The sequence below is a fragment of the Lawsonibacter hominis genome (genome assembly GCF_014287895.1).
In the GTDB taxonomy this organism is placed as follows: Bacteria; Bacillota; Clostridia; order Oscillospirales; family Oscillospiraceae; genus Lawsonibacter_A; species Lawsonibacter_A hominis.
In genome coordinates, this window is sequence record NZ_JACOPP010000018.1 from 25,228 (window position 1) to 40,232 (window position 15,005).

Genomic DNA, 15,005 nt, shown 5'->3' on the forward strand with positions numbered 1-15,005 from the left:
TTTTGTTATGGTGTCAGGAATGTCCACCCATCCACCAGATACCCGTTTGTGTCGGTGATGGGCCAGAGGTACCAAAAATCCTCCCAGGAGCGCTTGATGTGCAGGCACAGGTTCGGTACGCCTTCCGGGATCGTCAGGGAAAACCACCGAGGCTCATCAATGTTGAGCGTTTCGTCGTACAGGATCTCGTCCGTGACCCAATCCAGAAGCCGTCCGCTGTCATCCCACAGGGGCTCGCCCGTACAGAACCGGATCTGTGTTTCATACCAGCGCCCCACCACCAGCAGCCTGTCCAGTCCATCCGGCTCCAGCTTTGTGACCGGCAGTACCTCCAGCCATGCGGATACATCGTCCGGTGGGTTGGGCCAGTAGAAGGTCAGGCAGTCAGAGGGCTCCTCATACAAAGCCGTCTGCAGCGTTTCCGGCAGGAATGCGTCTACTCTCTGATAGACCGCCGTGCGGAGCGCCGGAGCGCCGTCCGTCTCGTAATGCTCCTGGAGATACAGCGTATCCGGATCGGTCAGGGTGAGAAAGAACTCCGCGCCGGTATCATCGTGAAAGAGCCGGACGCTCCAAAGCTCGTTGGAGAGGCCGTGGAACAGCGGTTCCTCCAGCAGTTCCGTCCGAAGCTCGGCTTCCTGCCGGTATTCCGGCTCATCCGTATCCAGAAAGTCCGCGAAGTAATAATCCGCGCTCAGCACATATCCCTCGATGGCGTCGCTCCACCTGCTTTCAAAAACCAGCGTGGAGGCCAGACCTTCTTCCCGGGCGTTATAGCTCCAGCCCTCCACCTCGCCTGTGGTCATGCGCCATGTCCCATGCAGGTTTGCGATGCACAGTTCGCCGCCCGGGCCCGGCCGCTCCGCTTTTTCAAAATAGAATCGATCCCCATAGAAGGATTCCAAAATGATGCGGCCATCTTCAATGCGGCCATTCATCTCACCATCTTCATCGCCGTCCGAACTTGTCAGCCGCAGGGTGTGATCCGCGCCGAGCCACCAGGTCCCGCTGCCCAGATAGCTGTTAAAGCTGTCGCCCAGGACCTCACGGAATTGCGCCGTTCCGTCCTCGTTGAGAAAGAGATCGGCCCACCACCGCTCCGTGGGCATCTGGCTCACCTCTGTGCGATCAAAGAGATCGTTGTAGGACTCGTGCTGTACAGCCGTCCAATAGGTACCGCCCAATGAACTGTCGGAGTTATGGTCGGACGGAGGGGCGGAGGTCGCTGTGTCATCAGGAGACTCGGACGGCCCTTCTTCTCCGCCGCCGGGGGTGCCGCCGCAGGCCGTCAGGCAGAGCGCCAACAGCAAGGCCAGCATAGACATCCATACTCGTTTCATCTCACTGCACACCTTGACATCATCATTTTCCTGTTTGCAGTTACTTGCATGACGACACCTCTTTTCTTTCTGTTTTTGTTCCTCTGCGCTCTACTATGGTTTCATTTTACCGGGTGCCGCTGTTTTGCGCCCTACCCGCAGCAGGTAGTTTTTCGGACAAAACGCAAAAAAGCGGAGCGGCATTTGCCGCCCCACTTGGTAAGAATATCCTGTTATTATTCCACATACCGATAGAGGAAGGTGACGACCTGGGCGCGGGTGCAGTTGTTATCCGAACCGAACAGGCCATTGCCGATCCCGCCAGTGATGCCCTTGTTCGCCGCCCATGTGACCGCGTCGGCATAGTAAGCGCCGGCCTTTACATCGCTGAATACACTTCCTCCGCTGACCGCAGGGCTGCCCGCCGCACGGTACAGGAAGGTGACGATCTGAGCGCGGGTACAGGTAGCGTCGGGGCTGAACTTACCGCCGCCCGTGCCGCTGGTGATGCCGTTCTCAACGGCCCAGGCCACCGCTTTGGCATAGTAGGCATCCGCGGGGACATCGGCAAAGCTGTTCATGCTCTTGGGGGCGGGAGATCCGGCAGCCCTCCACAGGAAGGTGACCGCCTGGGCGCGGGTACAGATGCCGTTGGGGTCGAAGGTCACAGCGCTGGTGCCGCTGGTGATGCCCTTCTCAACCGCCCAGACAACAGCGTCCTCGTAGTAGGAGCCTGCGGGCACGTCGATGAAGGGGTTCTTGCCGGTGGGGGCAGAAGCCTTGAACGTGGCCGCCACAGTGACCTTGCTGGCGGGCATGGTGAAGGTATACTTGCCGTTCTTTTCGGTCAGCTTGAGATCCTTGTTGTTGCCGTCCAGCACAGTGAGGGTATCCAGTACATAGCCCTTGTCGGGATCGACCGTCAGGATGACGGTGGTGCCCTTGGCAGCGGACTTGTGGCTGGCAATCACGTCACCGTTCTTGGAATCCTTCACGGTGATCGCGTAGGTGGTGACACCGCCTCCACCACCGCCGGTACTGCCGCCGGTGGAGGTGTTCTTCTCGAAGATTGCCTTGATCTCGACAGCCTCGTCAGGCATGGTGAACTTGTTGTCCGTGATAATCACGCTGCCCGTGACGACCTTCCACTCCTTGAAGTGGTAGCCGCTCTTGGCCTTGGCGCTCAGGGTGATCTCAGTACCGGCGACAGCCTTTGCGGGAGAGGCGGAAGCCGTACCGTTGCCATCGTCCTTGACCGTAACGCTGTACTCGATGAGTTTGGGGATACTCTCGGTCTTGTCAGCTGCGCAGGCAGAGCACTTGTAATAACGAGTCCCCTCGGCGGTCACAGTGGGCGGGACCTCGTGATCGACTTCCCAGCTGTGGTTCTCGGTCTTTTCATAGCCGCAATCGGTGCAGGTGCCGGTGTGGGTCTTGCCGTCGCCCTTGTCCGTCCAGCTGGTGATGCTGTGCGGGGCTTCCTCGTAAGAACCGTCGTTCGTCGTGCAGTAACGGATATGCGTATCGGGAGTTGCAAAGATCCAGCTGCCGTAGGTATGTGTATGGGGCCCAGCCAGTGCCGGGAAGGCGTAGCTGAGGGTCACGCTGGTAGTCGTGCTGCCCGCTTCGGGAGTGACCTTGTGGCCGTTGATGGTAAATACCGCATCATTTGCGAAAGTATAGTCTGTCTCCGCAGTCAGTGTAACGGTTGCGGTATAAGCCTTCTCGCCAAATGCTGCCTCGTCGGGAGTCCATGTCACAGTGGAAGCCGTGCAGTGAGCAGTACCGGTAACCGCCGCCGTGGTGTTGGGCGTAGCGCCGGAGGCCGGAGGCGTGATGCTGACGGCTGCGCCGTTCACGATCTTATCGTCGGCAGCGGCGGGCAGCGTGTAGGTCACGGTGATCGCGCCGGACGGCATCTCGACAATCTTGGTTGCGGCCGTCGGATTCTTAATGGTGATGTGCGCCAGAACGTTTTCATTCACAGCGGGGATCTCCAGCCTGTAGGTCTGTCCGGCCTGTGCGGTCACGCTCTCGCCGGTGACAGTATTATTGTGAATCACACAGCTGGGGCCGCTCCTCCACGCCATTGTCTCGCTACGGTAACAGTCCTTTACGAAATCGAAGTTGGGGGTTCCTTCAAAAACGGCCCACTTTTCCTTGAGGTCGTCGCCGGCCTTCAGCTCCGGCAGGGTGATGTTCAGGTCGCCCTCGTTCCTTGCGGTGATCATAAATACGATCTGCACTCTGCTGGCGCCGGCGCTATTGTCAGCAGGCGCCTGAGTATACCAGCCCCAACCTTCGGGGACATTCGCATCATCATACGAAGGCTTGTTGCTGAAATAATACCACCGCCGGACACCGTATTGTTCGATGGTGATGCCTTCCATGTCGGTGTAGAGCTTGAAGTTATCCTGGTTGGTTTTGAAATCTTCGTAGAATGCATAGCCGTTCTTGGCGTCAAGCGTCAAATGGGCCTTGTACTTAGCGCCGGTCTTGAACTCCTTCTCATAATCAGAGTATTCCGTATCCGGTCTGAGCCAAAGAGTTCCGTCTTTCGTAGTCCACTTTGCAAAGTCGGGATTTTCCGCAGGATCGTCATAGGCTTCCGGGTTTGTTGCGGACAACTTGACCTTTTCATTGCCGGTCGCGATAGAGAAGGACGGGTATTTGATCGTCGAATCGCGGTGTGTCAGCTTATAAAAAGATTGTCCGGGAATTTCGGTATCCGCAACGGTCTCGTCGCCTTCCTGATGCACAAAGTTATGCGGTCTCATGCCGTCCATGGGGTAGTTTTCCATGTTCAGCACAAGGCTGGTAACGTGCTTCACATTTTTGTAGTCAATGGTGGTCTCGGTATAGCCGCAGCCACTGATGCAGGAGCGGTTATATACCACGCCGCCGCTCGGAAGCGTATCGCCCGCGACCCAATCGCTCATGGTGTGCTGTTCGCTGGTGTTCATGATCTTCTGGCCGCAGGAGCAGGCCTCCCAGTGATACTTGGCGTTATAGCTCACGTGATCTGCCTTATGCCGGTGAACTACATCCAGGGGGAAGCTGTAATTGAGCGCACCGTCGCCATCGACGTAGCCGATGACATCCACGCCGCCGAACTTCAGGGTCGTGACCTTGCCGTTCTCGCCGCTAAAGGTATAGCCATCCGGGGCGGGAATCGTAAAGGAGACATGGTTGATGCCCTCCTGAATGTTGTCATGTTCCCACGTTACATTAGGATGTATCGCCACGGTATTTCCGTTTTTATCCTTGGCCTCGAAGCTCAATTCACCCGGCTCACCGACGTCAGCCTTGTCCACGTTGAACGAAACGGTAGAAATGAAGGTATCCGCCGCTTCGCTCACCACCAGCTTAACGATATGCTGGTTGCCTATGATGCCGACGGAGCTGCCGTTCTTATCCAGATTCAGCTGCAAATCATAGGAATAGACCTTGGGGTCTGCGCCCGCAGGAATGGTGATCGTATGCGAGGTTTTATCGGCAGCGATGGTATCTGTCTGCTGTACTGCAGTAGAACCGGAGATATAATGCTCGCACGTGGTTCGATAGGTATAGCCCGCATTTACCAATTCACTCGCCAGAGGATACCACTCGAATTTGAGGGTATGCGCCGTGCTGTTGTCCATCCGCTCAACGGTGCCCTTCCAGTCCTTGAAGTAGTCGATGGGGTCGCCGTCCAGCGTGACGGACTTCATGCCCCATGCGTTGGGGATGACCTCGATGGGGCCCTTCAAGTTTAAATTCAGATAGAAAGACCCACCGTAAGGACTGTCGTCAAATATCACGCGCGAGCCGATGTTCTCGGAGGTATAGATCTTCCCGTTCACCTTTATCGCGCTGTTCGGGAAGAACTTCATAACGCGCTCTATCACCTGCTGTTTGACCCGCAAATCGTACCCACGCTCTCTGGTGACACCGTAAATATCGAGCTTGAGATACTGGCCGGACGCGTCAAATACGCCGCTTTTGATCAGCATCGCCGGCTCGTTCCCCTTATAATTGCTTTCTTTTATGCTTTCGGTAACATAAAGGCCATCGTTGAAGCGCGCCCCGTCGATGACCATCTGCGTCTTATTTTCCAGCAGGCTGGTCACCGCAAACGGGAAGTTGAACTCGCCGCCGTTGAGAAGAACGCGCGGCTCCGCATCTCCCTCTTTCCACGACAGCTTATCTGTCCAGACTATGCCGTTGAAGGTGCCGCCCTTGACCGTGAGATTGGAATAGCGCAGCAGCAGCGCCGTCGGCATATACTCAACCTGCCTCATACTGGCATTGCTCCTGTCCCAGCTGTACGGGCAGTTGATCGTGCCGCCGTTGATCGTGATCTGCGGGCGCTCACCGCCCTCGAACGGAACAAAATAGTTGTCGCTGATGCAGCCGTTGTTTCCATAGACATTCGAATCTATCGGATTCAGCCTTGTCAGCGTGCCGCCGTTCATTGTGAATTTGGCAGGCGCGCCAGCACTGTCGGGGCTTATCATGATGATGCAGTGCCCCTTGGAGTCCCTCGCAAATTCAACCTCGATCGCGCCGCCGCCCTTGCTGTCGTACAGCGTGAATTCGCCGGAGCGAATTGTGATCAGGTTGTAAAACTCCGCCCGCTTGCTTGCGTCGATCCTGATCTTATGGCCGTTCAGGTCCAGTTTTTGGCTTTTCTTTATAAGGATCGCACCATCATCATATCCCGTCGTATAATCGATGTCATTTTCCAGCGTGAGATCTCTTGAAGTGGGCGACTCGAGATAGCTTTTAAACCAGTCCCAGTTCTTGATGTTGCCGTATCCGTAAGTATCATCCGCCGCGCTCGCCGTCACGCCCATGGCGGGCACGAGGGAGAGCAGCATGACCAGCGTCAGCAGCAGACTGGTAATTCGTTTTCTCATGTTCTATCTTCCTCCTATTTTGATTGGATACCCATTGTCCGCGCATTGTTTCTCGGCGTGCGGCCTCTTTTTTCCTCCCTTCTGCCTCCTAAAACCGCAGCACTTTTTCCGTTGTCTCTTGGTGTTCGCCGCCAGGCCGTCTTTGTGTATAAAACCGAATCGACCAGAGCCGGATCAACGCCTACCACGGTAGGCGTTGAAATGGGGGGTACCCCCCATTTCAAAATGATCTTTGCCTCTCTCAAAGGGATTGCAGACTGGCGGCCAAATAGTCCAGAGATACATCATAAAACACAAAGTCGTCGATCTCGCCCCTACGCTTAGCCTCGATGGCGCGGCTCACAGCCTCCGGCTGTCCTTCGGGGCACATCAGCATGAGCCGGCAGTGGGGCGTGACTTCCCGCAGCCATGCGCACAGGGCCAGACAGAAGTCGATGCCGTGATCGCCGTCCTCGGAGACCTCCAGCAGTGCCCCGGAGGCCAGATGGCTGCGGATGGCCACATCCGCGTTGGCATAGTCCGGCTCATAGCACAGCTGTATTCCCGGGGCGTCCCACACTTTCGCCATCAGGCCCTGAGCCAGCGATGCCCGCCGCATGATCAGGAGCACAGTTTTCAGCCTCCCCACCTCCCATACCTTCTGTATTACAGATTTATTGTAGAGCTTATTTCGAATTTGCACCCTACCCGCTGCGGGTAGTCTTTTCCCTAAAACAAAAAATCCACCGGCACAAAGCCGGTGGATAGGAAGTGCAATTCTTTAATACAGGGGATTGATCCAGCCGTTGGAGATCATGTAGAAGGCCAGATCCACCGCCTTGGAAAAGCCGGTCTTGCCCAGCATGTTCATCTTGTGATACTTGACGGTGTTTTCACTGATAAACAGCTCCTGGGCGATCTCTTTGTTGGTCATGTGTCTGCACATCAGCCGGAGTACCTCCATCTCCCGGTCGGTGAGGGGAGCCTCTCCCTGGGGCATGGGAATGGTCCTGGGCTCCGGGAAACTGCTGCCCCCCGCCATCACCGTCCGGGCCACCTCCAGAAAATCGTGCAGGCTCCGGCTTTTGTAGACAAAGCCGTTGGCCCCGGCGGCCCTGGCCCGGGGGATATAGGTGATCTCGTCAAAGGCGGTCATGACGATGATCTTGACCTCCGGATCTGTTTTGCGGATGGCCTCCACCGCCTTCAGCCCAGAGGCGCCGCCCTCGGTGCAGACATCCATCAGCACCAGTTCCGGATGCAGATGCTTACAGAAATCCAGGGCATAGTCTGCGTTGGGCACTTCGCCCACCACAGAAAAATCTCCCGCCGCCGTCAGCGCCGTGGTCAGCGATTCCCGCATGGAAACGTGATCCTCCACAATCAGAACGTTTGTCATTTCTCCACAGCCTCCTTTGGAACAGACAGTTCGATTCGGAATCGGGGGACAGTATAGAGCTCCATTCTGCCGCCAAGCTGACGGACCCTGCGGCGCATCCCGCCGATGCCGCCACCCTCCCGGATGGGTCCGGCGGGCGGGATGCCGTTGTCGGTGACCGTCATGCGCCAGCAGTCATTCTGGAAAAAGTGGAACTGGATGCGGGTGGCATACCCGTGGCGCACGGCGTTGGTGACACATTCCACGGCGATCTCGGCAAAACTGTCCGCCACCGCCCCATCCTCCGGCAGCGCGCCCTGGAACTCCACCGACACCTCCATGCCCTGGAAGGTCTCCCGCAGCATCTCCAGACGATGGGCAGGGCTGGGTGTGCGGTCCTCCCGGAGGGCCGTGGGAAGGCTGCGGGCAAAGTCCAGCAGCAGCGACTCATCCATCTGCCGGTCATCCCGCAGCGCCCGGAGCAGCAGGCTGATCCGCTGTCCCAAAAGGTCATGTACCCTCGCCTTGCTTCGGGCGATCTCCTCCGCTTCACAGATGGCCTGTAAATGCGCAATGGTGCTGCGAAGCTCCTGTCCGCGCTGCTCCAGCGCCTGGTTTTGCCGGGCAAGAAAGGTCACCGCGTCCCAATGCTCCGTGACATCATCGGCAGTCAGCAGAAGCATGGTCTGGCGCCCCATGGGGAGCTCATGGGCGGAAAAGCTCCATACGGAGGAATCGGGGAGGCGAAACACCTGCTGTCCACCCAGAACTTCCCGTGCGCAGCCGCCGCACAGCGGGCCGCACTCCAGCAGCCGCTGAAACAGCCTTCCGTCCTGTACCGGCTGCCCCGTCATCTGCCGTGCCAGCTCCTCCATGCTGCGGTTGCATAGCAGGAGTTCCCCCGACCGCCGAAAGAACAGCAGACCGGTATGCAGGGTATCAATGGCTTCCTTGACGGATACGGAGGAGAGCTGGGTGTAGAGCTCCCGCCGGCGCAGCACGCAGATATGTACGCTGCGCAGCAGGAAGAACGCCATACTCATCAGAAAAAAGACGGGATAGGCGGGCCCTGTGACCGTCTCTGTCAGGGGGAGCAGGACAGCCGCCCCGCCCACGGCAAAAAACGGCCAGATCAGTTCCATCCCCACCGCGGCGGTGGTTCCCAGCACCGCAGTCAGCAAAAACACCGCCTGCCGGACAAGGCCGTAGGCGCTGGGCGCCAAAAAGCCGCAGAACAGCCCATACTGCACCTGTGCAAGAAGGGCGGCGAAGAGGAACAGCATCCCGAGGATGGCGCACTCCATCCCATTTTCCACCCGGCGCACCCAGCCGGTGGGCAGACGTCGGATGCTGTAAGAGATGGCCCTTGTTTGAAACACGATGCACAGGGCGGCCGCCATCACCAATGTGGTCAGCGCCCAATGGGGAAACCGGTAAAATTCAGCCACAGGACTCACCTCCCAAGGGCAGCGTCATGCAGATCCCAACGGCATCGTCCAGATCCTTGCAGGCGATCTGACCGCCCAGCGCGGCAGCCGCCGTCGTCAGTTCCTCCGAAAAGCGCCATTGTCCGGGATCACCGCCCGGAATAAAGCGGAAAACCAGATGGGCGCCCTCCGGCTCCAGATACCCCAGCAGAGGAGAGGCGTTCTCCCCCAGGGCCCAGGATATGGCTTCAAAGGCAAAGTCGTAGCACAGTGCCGCCCTGCGGATCTCCAGCACTCCACGCTGCCCGCAACGAATGAGCAGCTGCAGTCCTGCATAGCGGGCCAGTTCTGCCAGCTCATCCAGATAAATGCTCAATTCCTCTCCGGGCAGTCCATCTCCCTGACGTGCCAGGAAAAACAGATTGCATCTGCGTTTGATATGGCACAGGCAAAGAGTGATATAGGCGGTCAGGTCCCGGGGATGGGGGGTCTCCGGCAGAGCCTCGATCAGCCGTCCCAATGTCTGGATGCGGCGCTCCATGTCCCGGTCCAGCTGTTCAAACATGGTGCGGTTTGTCTCCGCAGCCAGCAGGCGCTTTTTCACATCGCCCTCCTCACGCAGCAGGGCGTTGGCCGCCTCCAGACGGGCCTGCACAGCCTGGATCTCTCTGCGCAGCCGGTTGAGCTGGGAGAGGTCCTCCTGCCATACCGCCATACCGCCGTGAATAGGAACCGCGTGAAGCTGGGTGTCGCTGTCCCGCAGCAGCGGATGGGCCATATCCATGGAGATCCTCCGCCAGATGGAGCGGGAGACGGGAGGCGCGCCCCGGGAGGACAGGACGGTGCGGCCCTGCTCATCCAGCAGCGTCAGCCCAATGGGAGTGGCGGTGAACAGGCGCTGATACTGAAGATTGACCGGGATAAACCCCGCGTGGAGGGCCGACTCAAAAAACAGGGCGGACAGCACGCAGATGTTCACGGTAAGATCGCTCTCCCACGCCAGAGGCACCCGCCTGATGTAAGCAGTGATGTAGGCCAGCAATCCCACGCAGAACAGCAGCGGAACCACCCTGCCGGCCCAGTAGGGGCTATACCGCCCCCTGTGGAGCAGCTTCCAGACTGCGCAGGCCAGGAACAGGAGGGATAAAGCCATTACGCCCCAGTATCCCGGACCGTACCGGTAGTCTGAGGCCCAGTCCCCGGCCGGGTCAAAACGAAACACCAGCTGGTGGAGATCGTTTGTGAGTACCAATAGCACAGAGAGGGCATAGCAGGCCAGAGGCGGCCACAGAGGGCGCAGCGGCTTTTTCTCACCCTCCGGATGGTCCAGGATTACGGCCAGATACAGCAGCGTTACCGGAAGGGCGAGCTGAAAGATGTAATAGCCGTACCAGCACATCCGGCACAGAAGCCCATCTGCTGTCAGCTGATATTTGAACAGGCGCAGCAGCAGCCATCCCACCATCAGCCAGCCCATGACCCCGACTACTCTGCGGACATCCCGACGGATCATCCGATGGGATACCGTCCCCTTCCACAGCAGGATGGCGGCGGCAAGGAACAGGGCGGATAAAATATGCTCCCGGAGATCTGCTGTAGTATAGCGCCGGATGTGGAGCACCTGCCGGCGCAGGTCCCGGCTGCTGTCCCCGGTCAGTTCCAGAAACCAGCCGTAGTCCTCCTCGCTCAGGGTACGGGCCGACCGGTAATCGCCGGGGAAGTCAGTCGGCCGCTCCCCGTCCGCCAGGGGCAGCCCTGCTGACAGAAGGGTTTCATCCAGCCCCGGCTCCAGCGTCAGAGGGACATCGGAGAGCAGCCCCATACGGCAGGACAGCGTGCCCTCCGCCGGCACGATGATCTCATAATTTCCTCCGTTCCGGTTCCACGCGGCGGCCTCCCAGTCCAGACAGATCAGAATGGGGGCGTCCGGCGCCTCCAGCCGGAAGTTTCCGTTCTGACCGAGGTGCTCCAGCAGCTCCAGAGCGTCACGCTTGGAGGGCGCCTCCCGGTCCAGACCGTAGGACAGGGCGCCCAGAGCCAGCATATTGCGGATCACGGAACTGCTGCTGATACCCACGGGGACCGGACTCTCCCGAAGGCTATTCCAGCCGGTGACGGCGGCGTCCGTCCGGCTGCGGTCCACCGCCAGAATCACGGTGGCCGTGACATGGGGATACCAATACCGGCCAATGCCCCGCTCCAGCGCCGGGATGGCCTGTACATCAAAGCAGGCCACGGCGCTGCCTCGGCTCACCTCCGCGTAGAGGGTATCCTCTGCCGTCTGAAGGGAATACCCGGGGAGGAAGGGGGCGAGAGCCGCGCTATACGCCTCGGCGCCCTCCGCCGCGGAGATCAGACGGCCCCCTGTGTCCACCGTGCCGCACCCGGCCAGGATCAGGCACAGCAGGAGGAGCGGCAGCCAACGCCCTTTCATGGCGCCACCGGCTCCCCGGACTCCTCCATCCGGCCGGCACACTCCCGGCACAGATCCATCTCATCGCAGATGAGGAAACAGGCGTCGCAGACCAGCCGCCGGCAGATGGGGCATTGGCTGAACCGCTCCCTGGCCTCCTGACCGGCCGCCTGCATGGCCCGCTGCTTCTCCCGCTGATAGATGGCGTCATAGAGTTCCTTCTTCTCCCGGTGTTCCGCCGCCTGCAGCGCTTTGGAAAAGGGGATGCTGCTGCTGTACCAAAATTCTCCGCACACCTCGCAGCGGATGGAAAAGCAGAAATACTGGGGCGTGGACCGGTCCTCTAAGTGGCTGGACAAGAGATTTGTCATATTCCGCACCTCCTCGTTTCTACTCCTGTTATAACAGGAGTAAGGGGCGGGAGTATATGGTCCGTCGGATACTTTTTCCCACTTTTTCGCAAAGGTATCCATTGGATAATAGAGAAAGCGCACAAAACCAGTCCTCTGGTTTTGTGCGCTTTGCTGTGATGGAGAAACTTGTCTTAGAACAGCTCCTGGAGCCGTCCGCACCGGCGAAGCAGATCGATATAGAGCATCAGTTCATCCCGGGAGGCCACCCCCAGCTTCTCGTAGATGCTCCGGTTGTGCTTTCGGACCGTGCTCATGCTGATAAACGCCAGATCCGGGATGTCCGCGATCTCATGTCCATCGATGTAGTAACGGAGGATATTCCGTTCCGCCTCTGTCAGCAGATCCTTCCGCGCCACAAACTGGTCGAAGAGCTCGGCAATATTGGGGGGAAGCTCGCCCTGCTCCAGACGCTGGTTCCGGGCCCGGGCGTTGAGAAACTCCGCCAGTTCATCCACCTCCGAGATCCCGGAGGACAGCACCTGTTCCGGCAGTTCTTCCTGCTGGAACCGCTTCAGGCTGTCGGTAATAGGCCGGACAAATCTCCGCGCCAGGAAGAAGGAGAGGGCCAGCAGCACCACCAGCAGTCCCAGGGCCGCAATGATCCATGTTTTTTGTATTTCAGCGGTGTATGCCGCATAACTGTCCTGGGGGATCAGGATCGCAGCGGCCCAGGCGGTGTCCTCCGTCTCTCCCTTGGAGATGGAGATGGTCTGATGCAGGCCGATATACCGCTCGGCGCCTGTGTCATATTCGTTATAGTATCGTCCCTGATGGATGGCGAGCGTCTCCTGACCGTCCAGATAGGTACCGTTGACGCTGCCCACCAATCCATCCGACAGCAGAAGACGGCTGTCCTGAATGGGAGCCAGAACGGTAACGGCGGAGCCGAACTGCCCCTCCGCCGCGGGATAGGACAGCTGGAAGTACAGCGCGCTGAGCTCCACGCCGCAGACGCCGTATACGCTCCCATCGCTGCCCACGATGGGGACGCACAGCAGCATGGCGGATTCCCAGGTACCCTTCAGGTCAATGCGGCGGGACCAGAAATAACGCTGCGCAGGCCGGTCCAGAGGAGAGTCCATCAGTTCCCGGCAGCCCGGGATCAGATCGGTATCAAATTCCAGATTCCACCGGTTGTGCAGCTCCAGATCCTTTTGCCGGGCGATATCCGGGATACCGCGGAAGTAGACCACGGTAGGGGCAACCGGATTGCTGGCGCTGAGGTTGGTGTAACGCAGGTGGATCCCGCTTCTGGAGTGGTCTGCCACCTCCAGGGTGGTATTGGCCGTGGCATTTAAAATTACATAGGCTCCGTTGCAGTTGGCGGTCTGGAGGGTGGTATTGACCAGCGGGTACATGATCTGCTGCAGCTTCAGCAGCCGCTCCGGGTCATCGTTGACCTCTTGCAGTGAAATGCCCTCCCGTACCAGCTCCCCTTCGATCTCGCGGCTGAGTTCTTTGGAGAGATTCAAGCTCTGGGCGGTCAGCCGATCCAGGCGACTGGCCAGGCTATCCTGTGTATTTTTCAGTTGGAGCTCCATCACCTCATGGAGCTGCTCGTCGTTTTGGGAAAAGGCCCCGGCGATGGACAGAAGGAGGATCACCGCCGCAAAGACCACCAGGATCATGGACACCCAGTAGAGCATCAGTTTTCTCTGCATGCCCACGCTCTGCTTTTTGGCAAAGGCGTTCAGCGCCCGCAACTCCCGGAATTTGTTCAGCACGGTGTTTCCTCCTCTCTTTTGTTTATCGCTCCATGATCTCCCGGAAGGCCTGGAGCCGCTCTGCGCTGATCTGCTCCAATCCGGTTTCTCCGGCCCCCAGATAATCCTGACGGCCCAGCGCAAGCTGTGAGCGCACCTGATCTTCCAGGGTCGTTTCCAGACTCAGATAGCTCTCCAGCTGGGGCGGCACATAAAACTCATAGTTTGCCTGGGTATCCAGGTACGCCTGATAGAGGGAGGCGTATTTGGCGCTCTCCAGTCCCTCGATGGCCTTCGGCAGTTCGTTTTCAAAGGCGGCCCGAGTCACCGGCATGTAGCCCGTTCGGGTCACGAACTCCACATTGTGGTCCGGCTCGGTCAGCCACTTGAGGAGGGTCACGGCGGCCTGCTCCCTCTCTGGGGTGGAGCGTACGGTGCAGAAACCGGCTCCGCGCTGCATGACCAGTTTTTCCCCGTTTTCAAAGACCGGGCAGGGGCGGGAGACGATGGTGATCTCCTCGGACGTATTGTCCGGATAGGTTACCACATCGCTGTAATAGAGGATGCTGGCCGAGGATGCCACGCTCACAATGCTGTCACCGGTGCGAATCGATTCCGTGGCGTAACCGCCCTTGAGCCAGACGCCCCCACGAAGCGCGGCCCGGGCCAGCGGCTCCCACGCCGCCTGGAATGCGGGGCCAAAGGCCAGCTTGTCACCCTGGAAGAAATCCTCGCCCAGGGATTCCGCCCCCACCTGGAAATAGTTGAAATAGTAGTCGTGAACGAACATGGACTTGGCGTCGCCCGGAATATCCGGCGTCTGAGCGTCGGTCCAGTCCGCATAGACCTCTGCTGCCTTGAAAAGCCCCTCCCAGGTGTCCAGGTCCGCCAGCGTCACGCCGGTCGCCTGGGAGAAGCGGTCGAAGATCGTCTGGTTGATATACATGATCTCTGTGGATTTCGCCACGGGAAGGACCACCAGCCGGTCATTGACGATCCCCTCTTCCACGAAAGCCGGCAGGAAAGTGGACAGTTCTTCCTCGCTGAAGTAGTCCTGATAGTCCACCAGAATGCTGTCGTCGGGCAGCGCCATCACCGTCTTGGGATAGGATACGAAAAGGTCGGGCAGCTCCGGAGCTCCCGGCTCTCCGTTGGCGGCGGCCAGCACCAGCTCGTGGATGGTGTTGGTGTTGGACACGGAGGTGACCTGCACGTTGATCCGCTGCTCCTTTCCCACCGTCTGGTTGAACGCATCGATGAGGTCGTTGAGTGGGGAATCTGTCTGACCGCCATAGACATGCCAGACCGTAATGGTGGTCGGCGGCTCTTCTTTTTTGGCCGTGTCGGAACAGCCCGCGCAGCAGTAGGCCAGCAAGATACCTGCCAGCAAAAACGCCGCAATTCTTCGTACCTTCACATCGCATCACCTCGTTTTCATTATATCTGCTGAGGGTAAAAAAAGCCAGTTGAAACAG

At 58.8% G+C, this 15,005-nt stretch carries 9 protein-coding genes; all 9 read right to left on the reverse strand.

The window, feature by feature from the left end:
• Nucleotides 1–5: 5 nt before the first annotated feature.
• Nucleotides 6–1,340 (reverse strand): hypothetical protein, encoded by a 1,335-nt coding sequence (locus H8S57_RS12115; RefSeq protein ID WP_186908311.1) that lies wholly within the window; start codon nt 1,338–1,340, stop codon nt 6–8.
• A gap of 215 nt (nt 1,341–1,555) precedes the next feature.
• Nucleotides 1,556–6,217: an S-layer homology domain-containing protein gene (locus H8S57_RS12120; protein WP_186908312.1), complete on the reverse strand. Its 4,662-nt coding sequence runs from the start codon at nt 6,215–6,217 to the stop codon at nt 1,556–1,558.
• Between the two features lie 241 nt (nt 6,218–6,458).
• Nucleotides 6,459–6,827: a hypothetical protein gene (locus H8S57_RS12125; protein ID WP_186908313.1), complete on the reverse strand. Its 369-nt coding sequence runs from the start codon at nt 6,825–6,827 to the stop codon at nt 6,459–6,461.
• A 150-nt stretch (nt 6,828–6,977) separates the two neighbouring features.
• Nucleotides 6,978–7,595: a response regulator transcription factor gene (locus H8S57_RS12130; protein ID WP_186908314.1), complete on the reverse strand. Its 618-nt coding sequence runs from the start codon at nt 7,593–7,595 to the stop codon at nt 6,978–6,980.
• On the reverse strand, nt 7,592–9,022 hold the full coding sequence (locus tag H8S57_RS12135; protein ID WP_186908315.1) for a sensor histidine kinase: 1,431 nt from the start codon (nt 9,020–9,022) through the stop codon (nt 7,592–7,594). Before H8S57_RS12135 ends, H8S57_RS12130 begins: the two co-directional genes overlap by 4 nt.
• Complete coding sequence (locus H8S57_RS12140) at nt 9,015–11,435, reverse strand: histidine kinase N-terminal 7TM domain-containing protein (protein ID WP_186908316.1); 2,421 nt, start codon at nt 11,433–11,435, stop codon at nt 9,015–9,017. The genes H8S57_RS12135 and H8S57_RS12140 overlap by 8 nt, the downstream gene beginning before the upstream one ends.
• Nucleotides 11,432–11,785 (reverse strand): hypothetical protein, encoded by a 354-nt coding sequence (locus H8S57_RS12145; RefSeq protein ID WP_075705368.1) that lies wholly within the window; start codon nt 11,783–11,785, stop codon nt 11,432–11,434. Before H8S57_RS12145 ends, H8S57_RS12140 begins: the two co-directional genes overlap by 4 nt.
• A 173-nt stretch (nt 11,786–11,958) precedes the next feature.
• Nucleotides 11,959–13,551, reverse strand: a complete 1,593-nt coding sequence (locus H8S57_RS12150; protein ID WP_186908317.1) for a helix-turn-helix transcriptional regulator — start codon at nt 13,549–13,551, stop codon at nt 11,959–11,961.
• A 22-nt stretch (nt 13,552–13,573) separates the two neighbouring features.
• Entirely contained in the window at nt 13,574–14,947 is a 1,374-nt protein-coding gene (locus H8S57_RS12155; protein ID WP_186908318.1) for an ABC transporter substrate-binding protein, read from the reverse strand.
• Nucleotides 14,948–15,005 lie beyond the last annotated feature (58 nt).

What these genes read in the sequence shown, in the direction of transcription:
- H8S57_RS12115 (WP_186908311.1), bottom strand. Translation starts at nt 1,340, where the DNA reads ATGAAACGAGTATGGATGTCTATGCTGGCCTTGCTGTTGGCGCTCTGC.
- H8S57_RS12120 (WP_186908312.1), bottom strand. Translation starts at nt 6,217, where the DNA reads ATGAGAAAACGAATTACCAGTCTGCTGCTGACGCTGGTCATGCTGCTC.
- H8S57_RS12130 (WP_186908314.1), bottom strand. Translation starts at nt 7,595, where the DNA reads ATGACAAACGTTCTGATTGTGGAGGATCACGTTTCCATGCGGGAATCG.
- H8S57_RS12140 (WP_186908316.1), bottom strand. Translation starts at nt 11,435, where the DNA reads ATGAAAGGGCGTTGGCTGCCGCTCCTCCTGCTGTGCCTGATCCTGGCC.
- H8S57_RS12145 (WP_075705368.1), bottom strand. Translation starts at nt 11,785, where the DNA reads ATGACAAATCTCTTGTCCAGCCACTTAGAGGACCGGTCCACGCCCCAG.